The sequence below is a fragment of the Bradyrhizobium sp. USDA 10063 genome (genome assembly GCF_054063735.1).
This window is the reverse complement of sequence record NZ_JBSSGP010000002.1, coordinates 1870634-1893627: the sequence shown is the minus strand read 5'-3', so window position 1 is coordinate 1893627 and position 22994 is coordinate 1870634. Positions and strand designations below refer to the sequence as shown.

At 62.7% G+C, this 22994-nt stretch carries 24 protein-coding genes; 13 read left to right on the top strand and 11 right to left on the bottom strand.

Annotated features, from left to right (window positions below; genetic code table 11):
• Positions 1–664 precede the first annotated feature (664 nt).
• The 3 genes from ACVJGD_RS11310 to ACVJGD_RS11300 all read right to left on the bottom strand — a co-directional run bounded on the left by ACVJGD_RS11310 (position 665) and on the right by ACVJGD_RS11300 (position 3123).
• Positions 665–1984, bottom strand: coding sequence for a sensor histidine kinase (locus tag ACVJGD_RS11310; protein ID WP_456634415.1), 1320 nt, complete (start codon positions 1982–1984; stop codon positions 665–667).
• Positions 1985–1998: 14 nt separating this feature from the next.
• Entirely contained in the window at positions 1999–2391 is a 393-nt protein-coding gene (locus tag ACVJGD_RS11305) for a response regulator transcription factor (RefSeq protein ID WP_456634414.1), read from the bottom strand.
• A gap of 81 nt (positions 2392–2472) precedes the next feature.
• Positions 2473–3123, bottom strand: coding sequence for a response regulator transcription factor (locus ACVJGD_RS11300; protein WP_456640227.1), 651 nt, complete (start codon positions 3121–3123; stop codon positions 2473–2475).
• Between the two features lie 651 nt (positions 3124–3774).
• Between ACVJGD_RS11300 and ACVJGD_RS11295 the strand changes: the two genes are divergently transcribed.
• Positions 3775–4704, top strand: coding sequence for a helix-turn-helix domain-containing protein (locus ACVJGD_RS11295; RefSeq protein WP_456634413.1), 930 nt, complete (start codon positions 3775–3777; stop codon positions 4702–4704).
• 31 nt (positions 4705–4735) lie between these two features.
• Here the strand turns inward: ACVJGD_RS11295 and ACVJGD_RS11290 are convergent, their stop codons facing one another.
• Positions 4736–5662 carry a catalase family peroxidase gene (locus ACVJGD_RS11290; RefSeq protein WP_456634412.1) on the bottom strand — a complete coding sequence of 309 codons (927 nt, stop codon included), beginning with the start codon at positions 5660–5662 and terminating at the stop codon, positions 4736–4738.
• A 389-nt stretch (positions 5663–6051) separates the two neighbouring features.
• Here ACVJGD_RS11290 and ACVJGD_RS11285 point away from each other — a divergent pair, with 389 nt between their 5' ends.
• On the top strand, positions 6052–6660 hold the full coding sequence (locus tag ACVJGD_RS11285) for a sigma-70 family RNA polymerase sigma factor (protein ID WP_456640226.1): 609 nt from the start codon (positions 6052–6054) through the stop codon (positions 6658–6660).
• Positions 6661–6777: 117 nt separating this feature from the next.
• Here the strand turns inward: ACVJGD_RS11285 and ACVJGD_RS11280 are convergent, their stop codons facing one another.
• Positions 6778–6939 carry a hypothetical protein gene (locus tag ACVJGD_RS11280; protein WP_456634411.1) on the bottom strand — a complete coding sequence of 54 codons (162 nt, stop codon included), beginning with the start codon at positions 6937–6939 and terminating at the stop codon, positions 6778–6780.
• 16 nt (positions 6940–6955) lie between these two features.
• Between ACVJGD_RS11280 and ACVJGD_RS11275 the strand changes: the two genes are divergently transcribed.
• Complete coding sequence (locus ACVJGD_RS11275; protein ID WP_456634410.1) at positions 6956–7786, top strand: c-type cytochrome; 831 nt, start codon at positions 6956–6958, stop codon at positions 7784–7786.
• 3 nt (positions 7787–7789) lie between these two features.
• On the opposite strand, the gene ACVJGD_RS11270 is transcribed toward ACVJGD_RS11275, so the two are convergent.
• Positions 7790–8059: a hypothetical protein gene (locus ACVJGD_RS11270; protein ID WP_456634409.1), complete on the bottom strand. Its 270-nt coding sequence runs from the start codon at positions 8057–8059 to the stop codon at positions 7790–7792.
• Between the two features lie 210 nt (positions 8060–8269).
• Here ACVJGD_RS11270 and ftsH point away from each other — a divergent pair, with 210 nt between their 5' ends.
• The 5 genes from ftsH (at position 8270) to ACVJGD_RS11245 (ending at position 11202) form a co-directional block, all read left to right on the top strand.
• Positions 8270–10114 carry an ATP-dependent zinc metalloprotease FtsH gene (gene ftsH / locus ACVJGD_RS11265; protein ID WP_456634408.1) on the top strand — a complete coding sequence of 615 codons (1845 nt, stop codon included), beginning with the start codon at positions 8270–8272 and terminating at the stop codon, positions 10112–10114.
• Complete coding sequence (locus ACVJGD_RS11260) at positions 10062–10280, top strand: host attachment protein (protein ID WP_456634407.1); 219 nt, start codon at positions 10062–10064, stop codon at positions 10278–10280. Before ftsH ends, ACVJGD_RS11260 begins: the two co-directional genes overlap by 53 nt.
• 77 nt (positions 10281–10357) lie before the next feature.
• Positions 10358–10531, top strand: a complete 174-nt coding sequence (locus ACVJGD_RS11255; protein WP_456634406.1) for a hypothetical protein — start codon at positions 10358–10360, stop codon at positions 10529–10531.
• A gap of 117 nt (positions 10532–10648) precedes the next feature.
• Positions 10649–10816 (top strand): hypothetical protein, encoded by a 168-nt coding sequence (locus ACVJGD_RS11250; protein ID WP_456634405.1) that lies wholly within the window; start codon positions 10649–10651, stop codon positions 10814–10816.
• Between the two features lie 173 nt (positions 10817–10989).
• The gene (locus tag ACVJGD_RS11245) at positions 10990–11202 is read left to right on the top strand and encodes a hypothetical protein (protein WP_456634404.1); all 213 of its coding nucleotides are present in this window, start codon (positions 10990–10992) and stop codon (positions 11200–11202) included.
• Positions 11203–11358: 156 nt separating this feature from the next.
• Here ACVJGD_RS11245 and ACVJGD_RS11240 read toward each other — a convergent pair whose 3' ends face one another.
• Positions 11359–11730 carry a BA14K family protein gene (locus tag ACVJGD_RS11240; protein ID WP_456634403.1) on the bottom strand — a complete coding sequence of 124 codons (372 nt, stop codon included), beginning with the start codon at positions 11728–11730 and terminating at the stop codon, positions 11359–11361.
• Positions 11731–12137: 407 nt separating this feature from the next.
• Between ACVJGD_RS11240 and ACVJGD_RS11235 the strand changes: the two genes are divergently transcribed.
• The 5 genes from ACVJGD_RS11235 to cutA all read left to right on the top strand — a co-directional run bounded on the left by ACVJGD_RS11235 (position 12138) and on the right by cutA (position 17825).
• Positions 12138–13109: an isopenicillin N synthase family dioxygenase gene (locus ACVJGD_RS11235; protein WP_456634402.1), complete on the top strand. Its 972-nt coding sequence runs from the start codon at positions 12138–12140 to the stop codon at positions 13107–13109.
• Between the two features lie 14 nt (positions 13110–13123).
• Positions 13124–13888, top strand: coding sequence for an alpha/beta fold hydrolase (locus tag ACVJGD_RS11230; protein ID WP_456634401.1), 765 nt, complete (start codon positions 13124–13126; stop codon positions 13886–13888).
• Between the two features lie 138 nt (positions 13889–14026).
• A complete protein-coding gene (locus tag ACVJGD_RS11225) occupies positions 14027–14905 on the top strand; it encodes an FAD binding domain-containing protein (protein ID WP_456634400.1) in 879 nt (292 codons plus the stop codon).
• On the top strand, positions 14905–15432 hold the full coding sequence (locus ACVJGD_RS11220) for a (2Fe-2S)-binding protein (RefSeq protein WP_456634399.1): 528 nt from the start codon (positions 14905–14907) through the stop codon (positions 15430–15432). Before ACVJGD_RS11225 ends, ACVJGD_RS11220 begins: the two co-directional genes overlap by 1 nt.
• A complete protein-coding gene (gene cutA / locus ACVJGD_RS11215; protein ID WP_456634398.1) occupies positions 15432–17825 on the top strand; it encodes an aerobic carbon-monoxide dehydrogenase large subunit in 2394 nt (797 codons plus the stop codon). The genes ACVJGD_RS11220 and cutA overlap by 1 nt, the downstream gene beginning before the upstream one ends.
• A gap of 90 nt (positions 17826–17915) precedes the next feature.
• On the opposite strand, the gene ACVJGD_RS11210 is transcribed toward cutA, so the two are convergent.
• Genes ACVJGD_RS11210 through ACVJGD_RS11195 form a run of 4 tightly spaced genes read right to left on the bottom strand, consistent with a single transcriptional unit; the run spans position 17916 to position 22608 of the window.
• Complete coding sequence (locus tag ACVJGD_RS11210; RefSeq protein WP_456634397.1) at positions 17916–18914, bottom strand: ABC transporter permease; 999 nt, start codon at positions 18912–18914, stop codon at positions 17916–17918.
• The gene (locus tag ACVJGD_RS11205; protein WP_456634396.1) at positions 18911–19987 is read right to left on the bottom strand and encodes an ABC transporter permease; all 1077 of its coding nucleotides are present in this window, start codon (positions 19985–19987) and stop codon (positions 18911–18913) included. The genes ACVJGD_RS11210 and ACVJGD_RS11205 overlap by 4 nt, the downstream gene beginning before the upstream one ends.
• Positions 19988–20009: 22 nt before the next feature.
• A complete protein-coding gene (locus tag ACVJGD_RS11200; RefSeq protein WP_456634395.1) occupies positions 20010–21512 on the bottom strand; it encodes an ABC transporter ATP-binding protein in 1503 nt (500 codons plus the stop codon).
• A 16-nt stretch (positions 21513–21528) separates the two neighbouring features.
• The gene (locus ACVJGD_RS11195; protein ID WP_456634394.1) at positions 21529–22608 is read right to left on the bottom strand and encodes a BMP family ABC transporter substrate-binding protein; all 1080 of its coding nucleotides are present in this window, start codon (positions 22606–22608) and stop codon (positions 21529–21531) included.
• Positions 22609–22994 lie beyond the last annotated feature (386 nt).

Sequence of the window (22994 nt, the reverse complement as noted above, 5' to 3'; positions counted from 1 at the left end):
TACTCCTGTGGTTGGATTTTCCTGGACGTACGCGCGCGCCGCCGCCGCTCGTCATTGGCGGTGAAGCTTCTTGCGATCGATGACGACGCGAAAACGTGAAACGAAGACCGTCGGGCTGCTACGGACCGGGGCAGCTCGGCATTGACGACATCGGCATGGGGAATTCACATGCCGGGCGGCAGCCTGTCGGACCCAGCGGCCAGCCACGATAAGAGGCAATCGGCTGAGCGAACCCTGGGGGCCAGTTCTTGTAGAGGACTTGGGCGCCATCATTGATCATGATGGAGGTCATGGGATTGGCGCCTTGAGCGGCCGGTGCCGGAGCTTCGACTTCTTCGCCCGCTGCGGAGGTGAAGCGAACGGTCAGTGAAAGCCCGTATAAGAGTGCGGTCGCGACGACTCTGCGGCGCCGTGTGATTGCGAGGGAGCTGCCGAAATTCTTCCAGGCCATCGTTTCTCTCCGTCCGTCTGTAGGCGTGGGCACCGACGAGGCGTGGAGCGGTTGCCTCTCGTGTGCTCGCAATGATGTTGGAAAACGCCGCGTGGCGGTATCGTGCAGCGAGTCTAGTATCGCAGCTTCGCCGGATAGATTGACCTGTACCTTGGGATAGTACGCGGGACGTGCGTCAGCGCACAGACGATCGCGCAATGAGGCGAGAGCCCGTCAAATAGGCTGATACGTTCGGCGCATGAAGTCGACAACACCAGAATCGGTCCCGGCGACCGTCGGCGCCGGAAGCGTGAAGCGAAAATGTGCGCCGCCGTTCGCACGATTTGAACCCGAAATGCTGCCGCCGTGCGCGGAGATGATCGACTGGCAAATGGCGAGGCCGATGCCAATGCCTGCGTCCTTGGTGCTGAAGAAGCTGTCGAAGATACGCTCGAGGTTCGCGGCGGCGATGCCTGGTCCATTGTCAAGAACAGAGAAGACCACTGAACCGCTTTCATCGATCGAAGTCTCGATATCGATTCGGCGTGTTGGTTGTCCCGACTGCGTAATCGCCTGCACGCTATTGACCAGAAGGTTGATGATCACCTGCTGCAACTGTATCCGATCGCCCATCACGCGGGGGAGCTCGGAGCGGAATGTCGTTGACATGGTAATCAACTTCGAATCGATGTCATGGCGGATGACCAGGAGAGCCTCTTCAACGACCTCGTTAAGATCGATGAGACGCTTTTCGGGCTCTTGCTTCGCTGCCATGCTGCGTATGCGCTGAATGATCTCGCTCGCGCGACGAGCATTCGATACGATTCTCGAAGTGAGCTCGGTAACCTTTTCTGTATTCTGATCGGCTCGCGCCAGCCACCTCAGGCTCGTCTCACCGTTCATGACGATTGCCGCGAGCGGCTGGTTGATTTCATGCGCGATCGACGCCGCGAGCTCGCCGAGAGTTGCGATACGACCGGCATGCGAGAAGTCGGCCTGCAATTTTCGGAGCTGCTTCTCCGCATTCAATCGTTCACTGATGTCCTGTATGGTGATGAAGGTCGTGTCCAGTTGCTCGGGCGGTCTTGGATACGTAACCGTGAACAGGACATCGATCATTGTTCCGTCGAAGGCCAGAATCCTGGTTTCCTCGATGAAATTCCGCCGGCCTTCGAAGTGCGCAGCCATGACCCGCTTGGCTAACCCAGGGGCGGCGGCAAAAAGATACTGAATGGGCTTTAGGAGATCGGCGGGATTGTTGGCACGAAACAGCGATACCGCGTCCCGATTCACTTCCGTCACATGCACAACATCGCCGGCGTGCCTGATCAGGTCCCGGTTCTGGTCAAGGTAGACTGCGATATCGCGTACGCCGCTTGCCTTTAACTGCTCAAAGATCGCGGCAATGCGACGGGAATCAACCTGCCAGAGCGCAGTCGGAAGATATTGAATCAGATTGCGGTATCTCTCCTCGCTCGCTCGCAGTTCACAGGATTCGCAATCGGTCGATTCGGACGTTGCTCCTGCCTTCCGTCCGAATTCAACGATGTCCATGACGGCGTCTCCTCTCAATCACTGTCAGAGGAGGGACCGACCCACCTCAGAGCGGATTGCAGATGACAAAAAAGCGCTGCACTGCTGACGGGCTTGGTCATATATGCATGAGCGCCGCCACCTATCGCGCGCAACCGCGTGGCCGGATTCGTGTCGGCAGTGACGACGATGACCGGTATCGAGGAGCCGAGGCTCCGCAGCCGCTGCAGCAGGTCGAGCCCGCTGTGGCCCGGCATGCTCACATCGGTAATCAGGCAATCGAACCTGCCGGGGGCGTATTCCGCCATGAAGGCCTCCGCTCGATCGAAAGTGCGACATGGTAGATCCAGCACCAGAAGGAGATCGGAAAGAGCCTCTCGGACAGCTTCGTCGTCATCTACGATCGCGACTAAGGGCGCTTTGGACAAACGGATGTCTTTCGCTAGAATGGCCGGATAGCCATCCCCTATCTGGCCCTATCGCTGGCCCGCTCGTAACCATCCTTTGGTCTAGGCTGGCCTCTCCTGTCGAATCTCCACAGGTAACAGTTCCCAGATGCGAATGAGCTGACCGACGGACGTGGCCTGCATTTTCCTCGTCACGTTGCCGCGGTGCAACTTGACCGTGATCTCGCTGATGCCCAGATCGAACGCGATCTGTTTGTTCAGGCGGCCCCTCACAACTTCGCGCAGGACTTCCCGCTCGCGTGGCGTCAGCTTTGCGTAGCGGTCGACGTGTTGTTTGACGAGCCGGGCAGCGGCTCTTTGCAAGACGTCTTTCTCGATCGCGGCCGCGACTGCGTCAAGGAGCGTCTGGTCCCTCACGGGCTTTGTCAGGAAATCAACGGCTCCCGCCTTCATTGCCTGGACCGTCATTGCGATGTCGCCATGACCGGTGAGGAAAATGATCGGCCTCGTGTTGCCGTTCGAGGTGAGATGATGTTGGAGATCCAGGCCGCTTGCCCCCGGCATGCGAACATCGAGGATCAGGCAACCCGGCCGCTCCGGAAGGTCGGCACGCAGCAGTTCTTGCGTCGACCCGAAGCAGCATGCGTCGATTCCCACCGACAGCAGGAGTTCTCGAAGCGCGGAGCGGATCTCCTCGTCATCGTCCACGATCAGGACAAGCGGGCGGTCTGTATTGTCGGCAGCATTGCTCATGGGAAAGTGGGGCACGGGTGGTAGGGCAAATGAGTCGGCGAGTGCAGTCATCCCAACCATTGCGTCACCTCCTTCTGATCGCTTTTGCTCGCTGGTCCGTCGCCGCTTCTTGGTCGGAGTGTTCGGTGCGTGTTCTAGGCCCCGCAAATGTCCGGTGTCTTTCCTAAAGCGGTCATGTCTTGTCCGAACCTGCTCCAAGCGCGCGCCATTGCGACACTATGTGCCGGGCCGCTCGAACTTGTGATCAAGATGACCGAACGAGGCGGTAAGCGCGCCCGCATGCGACCAAAGTCGCAATCAAGCGCGGCGAGCACGCCGGCTTATTGAGCGAGCTCGCGAGTAGAAGGATCAAGCGTGAGTTCAGGTCGTGGTTGAGGGCGCTGTCAGCCTTTTCAAAAACGCACGCTGGGATCGAGCCGTGGTTCGTTTGACCGGCTAGGCGAAATATTTTTCGCGACCACGCCGTGGCGGCGAATCAGGTTGAAATCGCTTTGAAATTCATTCTGCCGTAATCGGTCTGGTATGCTGTCAGAACAGCTACGCACTTACTGAGCGAGCGTGGACAGTCGCTCGCCAATCCCCGATAATGGAACTGCGACCTCGCGGGGCGACGGCCTGCCCGGTCCAATTCCGCTGAATAGGAATACCGATATGACACAGGCGGGCGTCTACGGACAGAGGCTCGGGCGGCGCTTGCAGTTGAAGGATCCACCCTCGCTGATCACGCGTTCACTGCGCAGCGCCGAGCTTGCGGTCACCGAGACGCGCAATGATGAGCCCGTGGAGAGTCTTTCTGGCTCGTTCCCCTCCGAGGACGCCTATCTCGTCAGCCTCAAATTTCGCGATTATCCGGACTGCGAGTGCTGGGAGCGCGGGCGATGCGTCATCAAGACGGATGTCCGTGGCGGCGCAACCTATCTGTACGACCTGAAGCGCGATCCGCGCTACGTGATCGACAAGCCGTTCCACTCCATCTTTTTCTATCTGCCGCGCTCGGCGCTCGACGACATCGCCAAACAGGCCGGCGCTCCACGCGTTGGTGAACTTGCCTATGAGCCCGGCGTCGGCCACGACGATGCGGTGATCCGTCATCTCGGTGCGTCGTTCCTGGAAGGACTGCGTCGGCCGGACGAGACCAACCAGCTTTTTGTCGATCACATGATGCTCGCGCTCACCGCGCACGTCGCCCAGACCTATGGCGGACTGAAGCGCAATACCGAACCGACCCGCGGCGGTCTTGCGCCGTGGCAGGAGAAGCGCGCCTGCGAAAGGCTCGAATCCGACCTCGCTGGGAAAATTTCGTTGGAACAAGTCGCGGCTGAGTTCGGCCTCTCTGTCAGCCATTTTTCGCGCGCATTCCGCATCTCCACCGGCCTGCCGCCGCACCAGTGGCTGCTTCGCCAGCGCGTGAAGGCGGCCAAGCAGTTGATGACCGTGCGCGACCTGCCGCTGTCCGAGATTGCGATGTCGGCCGGCTTTGCCAATCAAAGCCACTTTACGCGGGTGTTTTCGTCCGTGGTCGGCGTCAGCCCGGGAGCATGGCGCCGCGAAGCGCTGGATGCCCCGGAAGGCGAGACCTGATCAGGGGCAATACCCGGGGCGCCTCGTCAGATCAGCGACGCTTCGACAGTGAGATCAGGTAGGCGGCGTGGCGCGCCGCAAAGATCTCGTCCGGCGGATGACCGATGCCTTCGGCGAGATTTGCCGGATCGAAGATGGACGCGTCGCACGCATCGTTCGCTTCAATACCCGTGATGACGATCGTTCCCAGCCGCACCGCTTCGCGACTGTCCTCATCCGGCCAACGGATGGTCACGTCCATGGTGGGGTCGCCGGGACGGTCGAGCACTGCCATCACGTTGAACCGGACATCGCCTGCAGCGATCTGGTTTTCGAGGTCGTCGTGCAGAAAGTCGGCGGACTTCGCTTTGGCCTCGTCTTCGGTCAGCGTCACGTCTCCTCCGACCGGAACGATCTTGAACTTGATGAACCGCGTCTCGTCTTTCGAATTCGTTGCGGGGAAGGCGTGCACTCCCCAATAGGTCGTGCCGGCAAAACTCCCGGGCAGGGGGCGCCCGGCGATGTAGTTTGCCTGATGCAGCGTTTCGGGATTGGCGGCGGAGAACGCCTTGACTTTCTCCATATCCGGCTTGCCGTCCGGTCCCGGAATGCGCGCCTTGAGGAAAGCCAGCATCTGGTCGAGTGTCCGCGCAAAATGCACCGGAGCGCTCTCCACGAGAATGTCCGAGCGATGGCGATCGTCGCCGAGCTTGAAGCTGAAACCGCGCAGCACCAGGCTGTTGGTGTCCGCCACCTTGGGATTGCCGCCGCCGACCGAGAAGCGCGCCAGCACGCGCGATGGTCTGGTGAAACTCCGGGATTTCGTAACCTCCACCGCCCGATCCGACGGGGTATAGGTGCCGCGAACGCATCGGCCCTTGGCAAAGCTCGCGCGCACTTTTGGCGGATCACCGGCTACCGCTTTCAGGGCGTCGACGATGGACGCGGGCGTGGCGGCGCCGGTTGGGAACCGGGACATGGCGGAACCTTGGCTTGAGTGATCAATGCGCGTTCTAAGCGGCGTCCGGGTCCGGTGTCTTTCCTAAAGCGGCCATGTCTTGCCCGATCCTGCTCCAAGTCGCCATCATTTCCATGATGCGAGTGCGGCAGGCTTCTCGGCGTCCTACTCTCTGCCCATTCACCCTAGACCAGGAGATTAGAGATATGGGCCCCTCGTAGGATAGCGCGAACGACTCCATGCGACGCATCCTTGTCGCGTCAAGCAAAGTGGAGGCGACGATGCTCATCGGCGAGCGGCGACCAGCAGAGAGGCGGCGGCGGGAGACGATTGCTTCGTTCGGCCCGACCGCGATCCTGCCTGGCTGCATGGACAGAAGTCGGAAGCCTTCGTCCGGGCAGTCCGTCGCGATGCGCGATGGCAAGCTGGCTTACGCCGTCTGCAATGCGACGGAAGTCGAGGAACGTATCTCTGACGAGATGCTTCTCCGGAATGTTGCGGAGGGCGACAAAGCCGCCATGCACATCATGTTCGCGCGTCACCGCCTAAGAGTATTTCGCTTCATCCGAAGCATCGTCCGCAATGCGGCGATTGCAGACGATCTCGTCAGTCAGGTGTTCCTTGATGTTTGGCGCTCCGCAAACAAGTTCGAAAATCGCGCGCGAGTTTCGACATGGTTGCTCTCGATTGCCCGCTTCAAGGCATTGGGCGCGCTGCGAGGGCGAACAGATGAGACCATCGATCAAGAATATCTGGTTGGAATCGTCGATGACGCAGACACGCCGGAAGTGGCGCTTGATCGAAAGGAAACCAATGCCATCTTGCGCGCGTGTATAGATAGACTTTCTCCAGCTCAACGCGAAATCATCGATCTGGTCTACTATCACGAGAGGTCGGTCGTCGAAGTCAGCGAAATCGTCGGCGTTCCCTGTGCCACCGTGAAAAGCCGGATGTTTTACGCACGCAAGCACCTTGCGAAAATGCTCGTGAACGCCGGTTTCGAGGCCGCTGCGGTCTGAACAAGCACCGGACAGAAGGACAGAAGCAAGGTCGCCTCGCAGGTTACAGCTGTAACTCGATAAGCTGGCCTCGAAATCATTTCGTATCGCGCACCCCATAGCATCCATTGCTCTAGTTCATCGATTTTTGGGGCGATACAGGATGTTCGAATGGTTCGAGCCCGCGGTGTTGATCATCATCGCGGGATTGCTGGCATGGTCAGCCATTCGTAGCTGGCGATCGAAGAAACCAGTCGTCAAATGGGGCGGCGCAGGTCTGGGAGCTTTGGCTTCCGTCATTGCCGTCTCGATCAGCGTGCTGCTGACGCTCGGGCTGTTCAAGCTGAACGCGCGGAGCGCGCCCGGCGTGAACGTGACGGTTGCAGGGACCGCGGAGCAGGTTCGGCGCGGCCAGGCTATCTCGGACAGCTTTTGCAGCGGCTGCCATACCAGGACCGACACACTCACCGGCGGTATGGACGTCGGCAAGGAGATCTCGTTGCCGATCGGCTCGTTTGTAGCCTCCAATCTGACACCGGCCGGGCAATTGAGCCGATGGTCGGACGGCGAAATTTTCCGCGCGATTCGCAACGGAGTCGATCCTGACGGTCGTTGGCTGGTCATCATGTCCTACACCAACGCCGGAAGGTTGAGCGACGAGGACATCAAAGCCGTGATCGCCTATCTCCGCAGTCTGCCCGCTGCAGGAGAAAAAACAATGAATCCGCCCGATCGTTTCACCCTGCTGGGCATCGCAATGCTGGGCGCCGGCATGCTGCCGACGGGCAAGCCGGTCTCAACAGAACGCGTCACCGCGCCACCAAAGGGTCAAACCTCGCAATACGGCGAATATCTCATCTCCTATCAGGATTGCCGCGAATGCCACGGCAAGGATCTGACCGGCGGCAAACCCGGCCAGCTTGCGCCGCTCGGGCCCGACCTCTCCGTTGTAAAGAACTGGAAATTCCAGGAATTCGTCGCCACCATGCGGACCGGTGTCGATCCGAACGGCCATACCCTCAGCAATGAGATGCCGTGGCGGCCGGTCGGCAGGATGGAAGATGAAGATCTTCAGGCCGTCTACGAGTATCTGACTCATCTGCCCGCAGACTGGACAGCGCCGTGCGGCGCTTGCATCCCGCAATGAGGGCTAGTTTTTCGGGGTTGAGCCCGCGCCCAGCAATTGGCCGCTCTTGCGGCTCAGAAAATGCAGTCGCGTGCAGGCAGGGCAGCTTACCGCGGTGAATTCGTTCTGGTCGGTATCATCGTCCTCGTCCAGGCTGTGCTGAACGTTGAGATGGGTATTGGGGCAGACGAAGATAAAATGTCTCATCTGCTCTTTGTCGAAGATCTGCAATCCGACGATTTGATCCAGCGCAAGGTTTTGGCTCCGTGGAGGCGAAATGCCCCCACGGCGCATCACGTTTTTCCGGCGGGTCCCTCCGGCAACAGGTACGCTTCTGACAATTTCTGCGTGTCAGGTGTGAGAATAGCACGTAAGAGCTATCGCCCGCATCAGCAACGCGGTGCCGTCATATGACCCGCGATGCATCCGGATGGTTTGATCCAGAACAAACGATGGAGAACGCACCGAGATAGCCTGTTGTTGTTGTTCAATGGAGCGCAGGCAATGGAAACCAAGCCGTCTAACCGCAAAAGCTCTCTTTTGCTGGTGACGCTGACTGCCGGAGCGCTTGGGCTGTTGGCGGCGCAGTGGCTGCTCACGAGCTACGCCTCGGTCGAAGTCATTCCCTACAGCCAGTTCGAGCAGTTGGTGGCGCAGGGTGCTGTCACCGAGGTGGCGGTTGGGCAGGATACGATCCAGGGCAAGCTCAAGGACAAGCTGCCCAACGGGAAGACGGCGTTCGTCACCACGCGTGTTGATCCGGCTTTGGCCAAGGAGCTGGAAGCGAAGGGGATCGCGGTCACCGGCATATCGTCGGGCGGTACGCTAACGACGTTGCTGTCGTGGATATTGCCGGCGATCCTGCTTTATGGAGTCTGGATCTTGATGGCAAATCGCATGGGCGGACGCGAGGGTCTCGGTGGGCTGATGTCGATCGGAAAATCGCGCGCCAAGATCTATGTCGAGCAGGACATCAAGGTGACCTTTGCCGACGTGGCCGGTGTCGACGAGGCGAAGTTCGAGCTGCAGGAGGTCGTATCGTTCCTGAAAAATCCGGGCAGCTACGGCCGATTGGGTGCGCATGTGCCGAAGGGAATCCTGCTGGTCGGTCCTCCCGGCACCGGCAAGACCTTGTTGGCGCGCGCGGTTGCCGGCGAAGCTGGTGTCGCCTTCTTTTCGATCTCCGGTTCCGAATTCGTCGAGCTGTTCGTCGGCGTGGGAGCCGCGCGGGTGCGCGATCTGTTCGAGCAGGCGCGCAAGTCCGCGCCCTGTATCATCTTCATCGACGAGTTGGACGCGCTCGGGCGCAGCCGCAGCGCCAACGCGCTCGGCGGTTATGACGAGAAGGAGCAGACGCTCAATCAGCTCCTGGCCGAGCTTGACGGTTTCGATCCGCGTTCCGGCGTCATCCTGCTCGCCGCCACCAACCGTCCGGAGATTCTCGATCCCGCTTTGCTTCGCGCTGGCCGGTTCGATCGGCAGGTGCTGGTCGACCGCCCCGACAAGCTCGGCCGGGTTGCCATCCTGAAGGTGCATGTCCGCAAGATCAAAATCGGCGCTGACGTTGACCTGGACAAGATCGCGGGCCTCACCACCGGCTTTACCGGAGCCGATCTTGCCAATCTGATCAACGAAGCCGCGATCGCGGCGACGCGGCGCAACGGCGATCAGGTGACCTTCGACGACTTCACCGCGGCGATCGAGCGCATTGTCGCCGGGATCGAGAAGAAGAGCAGGGTCCTGAGCAAGGAAGAACGCCGCCGGACCGCCTATCACGAGATGGGGCACGCGCTGGTGGCCGCCAGCCTGCCCGGCGTCGATCCCGTTCAGAAAGTCTCGATCATTCCCCGCGGCATCGGTGCGCTGGGTTACACCATGCAGCGTCCGACCGAAGACCGGTTCCTTCTCACCGTAAGCGAGCTCAAGAACCGCATCGCCGTCCTGCTGGGCGGACGGGCCTCGGAGCGACTGATCTTCGACGGCGACGTCTCGACGGGCGCGGCTGACGATCTGGTGCGCGCGACCGAGATCGCCATGGAAATGGTCACCAGATACGGGATGGATCAAACGGTCGGTCAACGTACCTACGCGCCCAAGCCTCAGGTCTTCATGCCGGCAATACAGGATGCGGTCGTCAGTGCATCCGCGGCGACGGGCCGCGAAATCGATCTCGCCGTGCGGCAGTTGATCGATGAGGGAGCCAATCGGGCCTACCAGATCCTGGAGAGACGTCGTGCGGAACTCGAGGCCGGCGTCGAGCTGCTGATCGCGCAGGAAACCTTGACGGCGGAGCAATTTGCTCCATTGCGCGCACCCGGAGCTGCGGCCAGCGGCAAAGCCGCTGCCTGACCACGTCGGCTTCCAGGCCCTCGTCGTCGTGCCCCCCCCCCCGCGAACCCTGACTGAGCTTCGACCTGCCTTTCATCCCGATGTGAAACGGCATATCCTCGCCGAGTTCGACAAGGATCTCACCAGGCATCCTGTCGGCGAAATCGAAAGGCATCTCGTTGGATGATCCGCGAATGATGCCCGCCGACCGTTGATGCGATTGATGGCATGACGTGCTCTCACCCGTCCCCGCGGGAGAAAACGATGTCCTCCGTCCCTCGAAAGCGACGCGGCGAACCTGCCGACCAGGCCGATGAGGCGCCGGGCTTGATCGATCAGGATCAGGTTGACGTCGAGCGCGACGAGCCGCTCGGCGAGAATGAGCCGGTCGAACGCGAGCCGCGTGACCGGCCCGACCCGCCTTCGTTCGAGGAGTGATGCGCTCGTGATCAGTGTGGCCAAGCGCCGCCTGGAAATGTTCTGGTCTCGCCGACCCTCATGCGGTAAATCTAGCAAATGTTGTGATGCTCGATCCCGCGGATGGAGGTAGGTCCCGTGGAGAAATTCATTCACAATCAGAACCTCGCGCTGTTCAAGAAGAAGCTGAGCGATCCGCACATCAGCGAGGCGGAGCGCGAGGTTATTCTCAGGCTGTTGGCGGATGAGGAAGCGAAGGAAGCCACCCTGTCGCATACCACGCGAGCGGATCGCACACCGTCCTGATCCAACGCAATTTTTCGAAAATCCCGTCGGCTTTGATAGCGCCGGATCCGCGCCGGGCGAGGATCTGCGTTGCAGTTTCAGGTCAGGTCATCGGCCATTCGGTTTGCGCGAGATCAACGCGGGGCCTGCGCCGCGCTGGCTCAGCTAGCATAGGAAGAGAGGGAGCCAAGCGGATGCCGCGCTTCATTGCCCGATTTTACAAACGTGTGCTCGGCGAGAACGGCCAGGTTGGCGACATCTGCCAGTGTACGGTTGACCTCGATGTCCCGCACGACGCGCAGGCAGTGGAAATTGCCAAGCAGAAATTCTGCGACATGCACGGGATTCATGATTGGACCCTGCACGCCGACCGGATTGAAGTGAAGCCGGCCGACTTTCCGTCATAGACGACGGAGCAGCGCGCGGCATCCTCCGTCGTTCCGGGGCGCGCGGGAGCGCGAACCCGGAATCCATTTCACCACCTCCAGAGCGGCCCAATGGATTTCGGGCCTGCGTGCTATGCACGCATCCCGGAATCACAGTTGCGTTCGGCTAAGGCCTGGTTACGGACAGGGATGACGGTAACCGTCATTGCCGAGATAGGTACCCGAGGAGGGATCATAGGAGCGGAAGCGCTGCGCGCAGTAGGCTTGGGCGTTGGCGGCTTGTGCCTGGCTGGATGCAATGGCACCGCCGATGATGGCGCCGGCGGCGAGTCCGCCAAGCACCGCAGCGCCAGTTCCATATCCGCCTCCATACCCGCGCCGGTAGCCATAGTGGCGGTATCCGGGACCACCATGCCAGCGACGGTATTGCACCTGCTGTGCCGAAGACTCTTGGACCATGGGGGACGGCATCATGGGCGCGGCTCGAACAGGTAGGGATGCCGATATCGTCAGCGCTGTGGCGGCGGCCATCAAGAAAATCCTACGCATGTTCACGGCTTGCTCCTTTTCTTGTTAAGTTGGGAACACAACGGCCGTGCAGCCGAACGGTTCCCGGGACTTCCCGCTGCCGACATCAGAGAGTCGGCGATGCCTCAATAGCCAGTACAGGATTCCGACGCTGGGGTCATCACAAGATCAGTCGGTCAATTCGAGGTCGATCGGAAACAGCCTCGAGTTCGATCGCACTGGATGCAACTCACGTGGGGGTATGACGAACGCCGCTGCATCTCTGCCGTGTGATTCGCTTTGGGTTCGGATGCTTTTTTGGGCCGGAAACGCCAATATTTGCCGAAACTTTCAGCGCGCGTGATCGCGCTTGCCGCGCTACCTAGAAGGTGCGGGCGAGGGGAGCGCTTCATGGTCGTGGGGCGGACGCACGAGGGAGAGTGACCAACATGCTTGAAGCAGCACGGGTTGCCCAGGCCAGTCTGCCGGTGATCGATATCTCCGGCCTGTCGTCGCCAAACCTCGCGGACCGCAAGGCGGTTGCCGCCAAGCTGCGTGAGGCCTGCCTGTACAACGGCTTCTTCTACATCTCGAACCATGGCGTCGATGAGAGCCTCGTTACCGACGTTTTCACCGAGGCCGCCGCCTTCTTCGACCTGCCGGCGGAAACAAAGGCCGAGGTCGACAAGTCGCGCTCGAAGGCCAATCGCGGCTATGAGCCGCTGCAGGGCCAGACGCTGGAGCCCGGCGCGCCGCCCGACCTCAAGGAAGGCTATTATGTCGGGCCCGAGCATGCGCCGGATGATCCGCGCGTGCTCGCCGGCATGTTCAATCACGGTGCCAACCAGTGGCCGTCGTCGCGGCCGAACTTCAAGCCGGTGATGGAAGCCTATCTCAACGTGATGCTCGATCTGTCGGCGCGGATGATGGGAGGCATCGCGCTGTCGCTCGATCTGCCCGAAGATTATTTTAGGGGCTATTGCACCGACGCGATGGCGACCGTGCGCTTGCTGCACTATCCGCCGCAGCTCGCCAACGGCAATCCGGATCAGAAGGGCGCCGGCGCGCACACCGATTTCGGCGGGCTGACGCTGTTGCGCCAGGGCGACGTCGGCGGCCTGCAGGTCTGGGACCAGGCCACCGGCGGCTGGATCCACGCCGACCCCGTGCCCGGCACCTATGTCGTCAATCTCGGCGACATGATCGCGCGCTGGACCAACGACAGATACCGCTCGACGCTGCATCGCGTGGTCAACGTATCAGGCCGCGAGCGCTATTCGGTGCCGTTCTTCTACACCGGCAATTACGCGCATAACGTCGAATGCATCCCGACCTGCCTTGCGGCTGGCGAGCAGCCGAAATATCCGCCTGTAACGGTCGAGGAACATATGCGCGCGATGTACAAGCGGACCTACAAGTAGTCCGTAGTGTTGCCATGGCTACTCCATCTCCGCGCTACACCTTCATCATGATCCACGGCGCCTGGCAGGGCGCCTGGGCCTGGGAGACCATCGTTCCGCGCCTGAAGGCACTCGGGCACGAGGCTGTTGCCGTCGACCTGCCGGGTAACGGCCACAACCCGCTGCCACCCGAGCAGGTCAATCTGGAACGCTACGCGGCGCATGTCGTCGACATCATCGACAGGACCGAAGGTCCGATCATCATGGTGGGACACAGCATGGGCGGCACGGCGGCCGCGCAGGCCTCTGAGCTGCGCCCCGAACGGGTCGCGCTCGCGATCTTCCTCTGCGCATTCATGTTGCCCGATGGGATGTCCGTGCTGCAGTTCTACGAGCGCTATCTGGAGCCGTGGATGCGCGGCGCGCATGCGCGCGTCACCTATGACGACGCGGGCCTGCTGTCACGCATCGATCCAGCCTCGGCTGTCGAGGTGTTCTATCAGAAGGCCGATCGCTCTCTCGCCGAAGCCGCCGCGCGTCGCCTGACGCCGCAGCCCGAAGGCGGCCGCCGCTCGCAACTGAAGCTGTCGCCGGAGCGTTTCGGCACCGTGCCGCGCGTCTATATCGAGGCGCGCGAGGATCGCTCGGTGCACCTGCCGCTGCAGCGGAAGATGCAGGAACTGTCGCCGTGCCGCGAGGTCTACGGCCTCGACAGCGACCACGCCCCGCAGCTCTCGCAGCCTGACGAGCTGGTCGCGCTGTTCATGAAGGCGGTCGCCGAGCACGCCCGCACGCTGTGACGGATCTCGCGACCGCGCTTCAATCGCGGCACGCAGATCGATGCTTCATTTGTGGGCAAATGGTGCTCATTTCACTTCGTTGACAGGGTTTTCGCGCCACCTATCCTGATTGCAGTTTTGGCGAGCTGAAGAGATCAGATGAAGCCCTCCATCTTTGGCTACCAGGCGCCAACATCAATCGAAGAGGCGATCAGCATTCTGGCCGGCGATCCCGACGCGGTCGTGCTCGCCGGCGGGCAGACATTGTTGCCCGCGATGAATTTTCGCGCGGCCAATCCGTCCACGCTGGTGGACATCCAGCATGTGGCCGATCTGCATGGCATCGAGTTTGGCCCCGGCCTCATCATCGTGAAGGCGATGGCACGCCACCGCGAATTCGAACTCGATGCGGAGGTTGCACGCGTCAATCCGCTGGTGGCCGAAGTGATGCAGCACGTTGCCCATGTGCCGATCCGCAACCGCGGCACGGTGGTCGGCAGTCTTTGCCATGCCGATCCCTCTGCCGAGATGCCGCTGCTGCTGGTGCTGCTCGGCGGCTCCGTGATCGCGCAGGGGCCGTCGGGCCGGCGCGAGATCGCGGCCGAAGATTTCTTTCAGTCGTTCCTCAGCACCGCGCGCGAACGCGACGAGATCGTCGTCGAGGCGCGCTTTCCGGTGCTGCCGAAAGGCGCGGGATGGGCCTTCGACGAAGTGACGCGGCGTCATGGCGACTACGCGATCGCGGGCGTCGGCTGCGTGCTGTCGCTCGACGACCGCGGCCGCGCGTCGCGCGTGCAGCTTGCGGCCTGCGGCATTGCCGATACGCCGGTGCGGCTGAAGGCGGCCGAGGAGATCCTCACAGGCACGGCGCTCGACGCGTCCGATCTTGACGCCGCGGTCGCAGCTTCGGCTGCCGTCGTAACCCAGCCCGACGAGATGCATGTGTCCCAAACCTATCGCCGCAGGGCGCTCGGCACGCTGATCCGCAGGATGGTGACGACGGCCGCGCGACGCGCCCGGCAGATGGAGACCGCCTGATGGCGCGAACGATGAAGGCCGCGATCCCCGATCGCTCGGCGGATGTCGAAGTGGATGTGTCGATGACGGTCAACGGCGAGGCCGTCAGCCGCGCCGTCAGCGTCCGCATGCTGCTCAGCGACTTCCTGCGGCATGAGCTCGGGCTGACCGGCACCCATGTCGGCTGCGAGCATGGCGTCTGCGGCTGCTGCACCGTGCTCATCAATGGCAGGGCCGGCCGTTCCTGCCTGACGCTGGCGGTGCAGGCGAACGGCTACGATATCCGCACCATCGAGTCGGTCGCGTCGGCCGACGGCCTGCTGCATCCGGTGCAGCAGGCGTTCAAGGAGTGCCACGGCCTGCAATGCGGCTATTGCACGCCCGGCATGGTGATGAACATCGTCGCCCGCTTCGAGGAACCCGGAAAGCTCGATCTTTCCGACGAGGGCATCAGGGATTTGCTGTCGGGCAATCTCTGCCGCTGCACCGGCTATCTCAACATCATCGCCGCGGTGCGCCGCGCCGCCGAACTGCTCGGACGGGCCTGATGTCGACACGCCAGTTCGGAGCCCGCGTCGAGCGCAATATCGATCCCAAGCTGCTGCGGGGCGAGGGCGCCTTCGTCGACGACATTCCGCTGCCGGATGCGCTGCACGTCGCCTTCCTGCGCAGCCCGCATGCGCGGGCGCGGATCGTCTCCATCGACACGTCGGCGGCGAAGCGCCACCCCGGCGTCGCGGCGGTCTATACCAGCGACGACATCGGCGGGCTCGATGTCGAGATGCCGCTCTTGATCCCGCATCCCTCGATGAGGAATCCAAAAACCCAGCGTCCGCTGGCGCGGGGCGATGTCCATTATGTCGGGCAGACCGTGGCGATGGTGGTCGCCGTCGATCGCTATACCGCGGAAGATGCTGCAGCCCTGATCGAGGTCGAGTACGCGCCATTGCCGCTCGAGATGGATCTGGCGAAGGCGCTGACGGACGATGCGCCGCTTGTGCACGCCGACGTGCCGAACAATCTCGCCGCGCATTTCATCCAGACCAGCGGCAATCCGGATGACGCCTTCGTGCGCGCCGAGCACGTCATCAAGATCACCGTGCAGGTGGACCGTTCGACCGCGGCGCCGATGGAGTGCCGCGCGGTGGCGGCGCGCTGGGATGCGGTATCGGGCGAACTCACGGTGTGGGACGGCACGCAGGCGCCAATCTCGGTACGCGGCGGGCTTGCCTCCGTGTTTGGGCTCGACGAGGACAAGATCCGCGTCATCGCCCCCGATGTCGGCGGCGGCTTCGGGCAGAAGGTGCTGCTGTTCTATCCCGATGAACTGCTGGTGCCGATGGCGGCGATGCGGCTCGGGCGCCCCGTCAAATATATCGAAGACCGCCGCGAGAATTTCCTGGGCTCCTCGCAGGAGCGGACCCAGATCCACACCATCGAGCTTGCCGCGCTCAGGACCGGCGAGGTGATTGGGCTGCGCGATTTCTTCCTGCACGACACCGGCGCCTTCATTCCCTATGGCATCGCGGTGGCGCAGGTCGCGTCCACCTCGATCGCGGGGCCGTACCGCATCCCCAACATCTTCGTGGAGTTCAAGGCGGTCTATACGCCGACCGTGCAGGTGACGCCCTATCGCGGCTGCGGCCGACCTCAGGCGTGTTTTGCCATTGAACGCGCGATGGATCAGCTCGCCGAGGAGCTCGGGCTCGACCGTTTCGAGATCCGCCGCCGCAACCTGATCGCCGAGAACCAGTTTCCCTATGAACGCGAGGGGCTGCTGTTCGCGGATGGGCTCAAGGTCACGCTCGACAGCGGCCAGTATGGCAAGGCGCTGGCGATGGCCGCAGCCGAACTGGATGCGGAGAATTTCGCCGCCGAGCAGACAAAAGCGCGCGCCGAGGGACGCTATCTCGGGCTGGGGCTCGCATGCTACGTCGAGGGTACGGGCCTTGGTCCCTACGAGGGTGGCCACGTCAAGATTCATCCGATCACGGGCAAGGTCTATGTCAACACCGGCCTCAGCACCCAGGGGCAGGGGCACGACACGGTGTTCGCGCAGATCGTCGCCGATCAGCTCGGCGTCAGCCCAGAGGACGTCATCGTGGTCGAGGGCGACACCAAGGCGTTCGACTGGGGCGTGGCAACCTTTGCGAGCCGCGCCGCCGTCGTCAGCGGCAATGCGATCCACAAGACCGCGCTCATCGTGCGCAAGAAGGTGATCGAAGCCGCCGCCAACATGCTCGATGTCGACCCCGACCAGATCGAGCTGCGCGATTCCGCGGCCTGGGTGAAGGGCTCGAACCGCTTTGCGCCGCTGGCCGCGATCGCGACCGCGAGCAATCCGCTGCGTTACGCTTTCAACAAGGCGGCGCAGGCGGCGACGCAGTTTGCGCCGGCGAGCAAGCATGACGGGCCGCCGCTCGCCGACGGCCAGGCGCCGGGACTGGAAGCCACCGACTATTACAGCCCGTCGCAATCCACCTGGGCCTACGGCGTGCATGGCGCGATCATCGAGGTCGATCCGGGCCTATGCACCGTGAAGATCAGGAAATACGTCTGCATCCATGATTGCGGCAACATGATCAATCCGATGATCGTGGAGGGACAGGTGCTCGGCGGCATCGCGCAGGGGATCGGCGGGGCGCTCTATGAGCATCTCGACTACCAGGCCGACGGCAACCTCGCCAATGCCAGCCTGATGGATTTCCTGGTGCCTTACGCGACCGAGATTCCCAACGTCTCGATCCTGCATTTGGAGACGCCGACGCCGCTCAATCCGCTCGGCGTCAAGGGCGTCGGCGAAGCCGGCTGCATCGCCGTCGGCGCGGTCGTCGCATCAGGCGTCGAGGACGCGCTGCGTCCGTTCGGCGCGCTGAAATTCCGCCAGGTGCCGCTGTCGCCGAACATGATCTCGCAAGCGCTGGAGCAGGCGGGGCACTGAGCTCCCGTTCGGTCTGTGGCCTCATGGTTCGAGACGGCGCTGCGCGCCTCCTCACCATGAGGGTCTAAGACCTCATTGGGGGTCTAGACCTCATCCTGAGGAGGTCGCGCAGCGACCGTCTCGAAGGATGAAGCCCCGGACGGTGCCACACGTCACCTCCGCTCCTCGCGCACATGCGGCTGCCCCAGCGCGCCGGGCTCCTGCGTGATGCCCGGAATCCTTGGTGCCGACCCAGATCATGACGGCGATGGTCGCAAGATACGGCGTCATCAGCATCAGATATTGCGGCACGCGGATGCCCGCCGCTGCGATCTGCGGAATCAGCGCCTCGATGCAGCCGAACAGCAGCGCGCCGGCGAGCGCGGGCCACGGCGCCCAGCGCGCGAACACGACCAGCGCCACCGCGATCCAGCCGCGGCCGCCGGTCATCCCCGTCACCCATAATTTGACGCTGACGACCGAGATGTAGCCGCCGGCCAGGCCGATCAGTGAGGAGCCGGCGACGATCGCGAAGATGCGATGCAAGGTGACGCTGACGCCGGCGGCGTCCGCTGCGCCCGGATTCTCGCCGACTGAGCGGATGCACAGGCCCAGCATGGTGCGGAACAAGAGGAAGTTGACGGCAAAGAAGATCAGGATGGTGAGATAGACGATCGGGTCCTGCTGGAAGAATATCCTCCCGATGCCGGGGATTTCCGACAGCGGCCAGATCTTCAGCGGCGCCAGTCCCGTCAGTTGCTTGTTCTGCCATTTCGCCAGCGTGCCGACGAGGCCGGTCAAGCCCTGGCAGAAGAACACAACCGACAGGCCCGCGATCACCTGGTTGATGCGCAGCACCACCACCAGCACCGCAAACAGCAGCGAGACCACGCTTGCCGCCACCATCGCTGCGACCAGAGCCACCGCCGGATAGCCGCCAAGCATGAGGCAGGTGCCCGCGCCCGCGAGCGCGCCGACCAGCATCAAGCCTTCCGCAGTGAGGTTCAGCACGCCGGAACGTTCGGCGATGATCAGGCCGAGCGCCGCCAGCGCGTAGGGCACCGCGGTGACGGGAGTGTTGGCCAGCCAATTGACGAGGAAATCGATCATCGAATCCATCTAATGCGGTGGCGGATCAGGAATTCCGACGACGCGACCGCCATCACGATGATCGCCTCGATCATCTGCACCATGGTGAAGGGGATCTGGTAGAACACCTGCAGCGTCTGGCCGGTGATGAAGAGCACCGCGATCAGGAAGCCGACGATCGCGACCACGATCGGATCATTGCGCGACAGGAACGCGATCAGGACGCCGGAGAACACGTAACCGTTGGCGAAGGATTGCGTCAGCCGGCCTTCCTGGCTGGCGACATTGACGAAGCCGGCGAGGCCCGAACAGGCGCCGGAGATCGCGATGATCCAGATCGTGGCCGTCTGCACGGGAACGCCGACGACCTTCGCCATCTTTGGATTGGCGCTGATGAAACGGGTGTAGAAGCCGATCCGGCTGAGATGGATCAGCCAGCCCGCCGCGAGCACGCCGGCGATGGCGATCAGCAGGCCGCTGTTGACGCCATAGCCGATATCGGTCAGCCGCTCGAAGGGACGGAACGGTGTCGATTGCGGAAACGCCGTCTTGGAGTCCTGCCAGGCGCCGTACAGCAGGTGGAACAGGAAATACATCGCGACGTAGTTGAGAAGCAGCGTCGCGATGATCTCGTTGACCCGGAAGCGCAGCTTCAGGAACACGACGAGCAGCACCCAGAGCCCGCCGCCGAGCGCGGCGGCTATTCCCATCAGCACAAGCCGCGTGGCCGGCGGGCCGATGTCATAAATCGAGATCGCGGCGGCGAAGATGCCGCCGAAAATCATCTGGCCTTCGATGCCGAGATTCCAGAAGCCGATGCGGAAGGCGAGGCTGGCGCCCAGGCCGACCAGGATCAACGGCGCGGCCTGAATCAGGACGCCGCGCAGGTTCTCCGCCGTCAGCACGCCCGCAAGCTCGCTTGCGAGCGTCAAGGGCGGGATGCCGGCGAGAGCGAGGATCGCAACCGAAATCGCAAGGCCGAGGATCAGCGACGATCCGACGAACACCGCCTGCTTCCACGGCGGCAGGTTCTGGCGCACGTCGAGCGTGAGGCGGCCGAAGCCGCGCGGGGCAGCGGGGGCAGGCGAGGTCAATGGTTCGGCTCGGCGCAAGATGTCATGCATGATCGACCATGGCGCGGCCGATCGCCTGGCGGTCCGCGGGGCGTTCGAATTCGGCGACGATGGCGCCGCGGGTCATCACGCCGATGCGATCGGAGAGGCTTAGTATCTCGTCGAGGTCCTCGCTGATGAGGACGATGGCGGCGCCGCGTTCGCGCGCCGCGATCAGCCGCTGGTGCACGGCGGCGCAGGCGCGCGCATCGAGCCCACGGCTCGGGCTGTGCGCGACGACGACCTCCGGCTCGCGGCTGAACTCGCGCGCGATGACGAGCTTCTGCGCGTTGCCGCCGGACAACAGCGAAGCCTTCTGCTTGACGCTGCGCACGCCCTGCACGTCGTAATCCTTCACCGCCGCGATGGCGTCGCGGCGCATCGCCGCGCGATCGAGCCTGACAACGCTGCCGTAGCGCCCGGAGCGGATCTGCGCCACCGCGAGATTGTCCTGTATCGGCAGGCTGCCGGCGAGCGCGTAGGCATAACGGTCGGCGGGGATCGCGGCGATCGCAGCTTCCCGCCGCCTGGCCTGGCCGGCGCGGCTGATGTCGCCGGTGCCATCGACCCATATCTCGCCTAAGGAGGGCTCGATCGCGCCGATCAGCGCTTCCGCGAGCTCGGCCTGGCCGTTGCCGCTGACGCCGGCAATGCCGTAGATCTCGCCGGCGCGGACATAGAAGCTCGCGTTGTTCAGCATGGTGCGGCCGTCGGCGCGCGTGTAGGTGAGAGCGCCGACATTGAGCCGCGTCGCGCCGCCCTGATGCGGTGTGCGCTCCGGCAGCGCCGAGGTCTGGCCCACCGTGAGCTCGGTCAATTCTTCCGCGGTTGAATGGCGCGGATCGAGCGTCGCGACCGTCTTGCCGCCGCGCATGATGGTCACGACATCGGCGTAGCGCTTCACGTCCTGCAGCTTGTGCGTCACCAGCACCACCGCAGTGCCGGAGCGCGCCAGCCGCTGCACGATCTCGAGCAGACCGATCGCTTCCGCATCGGTCAGCACCGCCGTCGGCTCGTCGAGGATCAGGATCCTCGCGCCGCCGACCAGCACCTTGACGATCTCGGCCTGCTGCTGCTCGGCCACCGTCATGCTGTCGATGCGGCGATCGGGATCGATCGAGAATTTCAGCGCATCGACCTGCTCTCTTATGGCGTCGCGGATGTCGCGCAGGCCGGAGGCGAAATGGGCCTTCGGATTGGCGAGCAGCACATTCTCGGCCACGGTGAAGGGTCTTACCAGCTTGAAATGTTGGTGCACCATGCCGATCCCGTGAGAGCGGGCTGACGCTGGCCCGCTCAGTGAGATCGGTGCACCATTGATGGAGATCGATCCGGCATCCGGCGCGTAGAGGCCGGCGGCGACATTCATCAGCGAGGATTTGCCGGCGCCGTTTTCGCCGAGCAGGGCATGGACCTCGCCGGAGCGGCTCTCGAAGGACGCGCCATCGAGAGCCAAGGCCCCGTCAAAGGATTTCCTGATCCCGGCAAGTTGCAGGGCCGAATTCATCAGAAGCTATGCTCGCTTATTTCTGGGTAATGACACCAGGGACGAACCAGTCCATCTTCCAGAAACCGGCATCGTCGAGCGACTTGCCTTCGGCGACGCGAACGGTGCCGGCGGTGTCCTTGATCGGACCGGCGAAGATCTGCTTGCCGGCAATGATCGCGTCGCGCTCGGCCATCACCTTGTCGACGACGTCCTTCGGCACCACGGTGTTGCAGCAGGCGATGTCGGTGCCGCCATCCTTGATGCCGGGGAAGGCGCCATAGGGGCTGGGCTCCCAATTGCCCGCTGCGATCTTCTTCAGTTCGGGCGACAGGAACTTGTCCCAGGTCCAGGCCGACGAGCACAGCGTTGCCTTCGGCGCGAACTCGCGGAGGTCGCGGTGATGGCCGGTGCCGTAGATGCCGCGCTCCTGCGCCACGATCTGCGGGGTGGGGGTGTCGACGTGCTGGCCGATGACGTCGATGCCCTGGTCGGCCATCGCCTGCGCCGCGGCGCGCTCCTTGACCGGATCGTTCCAGGCGCCGGTGAAGATCACGGTCACGGTGGCCTTCGGATTCATCTTCTGCGCGCCTAATTCATAGGCATTGATGGTCCAGTTCACCGGGCCGATCGGATGCGCGGCAACGAATCCGAGCTTGCCGGATTTCGACATCGCGCCGGCGACCATGCCGCAGAGATACTGGCTCTCATAGGTGCGGCCGTAGAAGGATTCGAGGTTCGATCCATTGGTCGTGCCGGAGGCGTTGAGGAAGGCGACCTTCGGATATTTGTTCGACAGCTCCTTGAACGTGTCGGAATAGCCGAACGCGGTGCCGATGATCACGTTGTAGCCGCGCTGGATGAAGCGCTCCGCGGCTGGCGTGATTTGGCCCGCAACCTCAGGCACATTTTCCACGAAGGGAATCTGCATGTCGACCGCCTTCTCGATCTTCGGGCGGGCTTCGTCGAAGGCCTGCGTCCAGCCGCCGTCGGTCTTGTCGGCGAAATACAGGAACGCGATCTTCGGCGGCGCAGGGAGTGTGAACCCGGCGGCATAGGCGACTGCCGCGCCGCCCGTCAGGGCAGCGGCAAGAACAGGAATTGTAGTCCAGCGCATCACGCAGATCCTCTTGGCTTGTGCGGAAATTTTTCGACCGTTCAGGACGGGTTCCGAAAAAATCTTCGCATTGTTGGAAAAAATAGCACGCCAATTGTTTAGTCACCGTCGAGCCAATCGATGGGCAGTCCCCTCCAGCCTCTTTGTCGCACGACCGTTTGCGGTATCGCGCAGGAATGAGCGAAGCGAGCTTGCGTTCGGCTCGCGCATTCCACTGTGTTGCCCGGCGGCATCCGGTCGCACGCGAGGCGCAACCGAAAATTGGTGTGTGATTGATGTTGGCGCGCGGCGCGCGCGTTTGCGCGCGCGCCTCGTCGCGGCTTGAATATTGCTTGGCGGCCGCCGATGCGCTGTGATCGATGCGTGCATTGACGCGCAACAGCGAA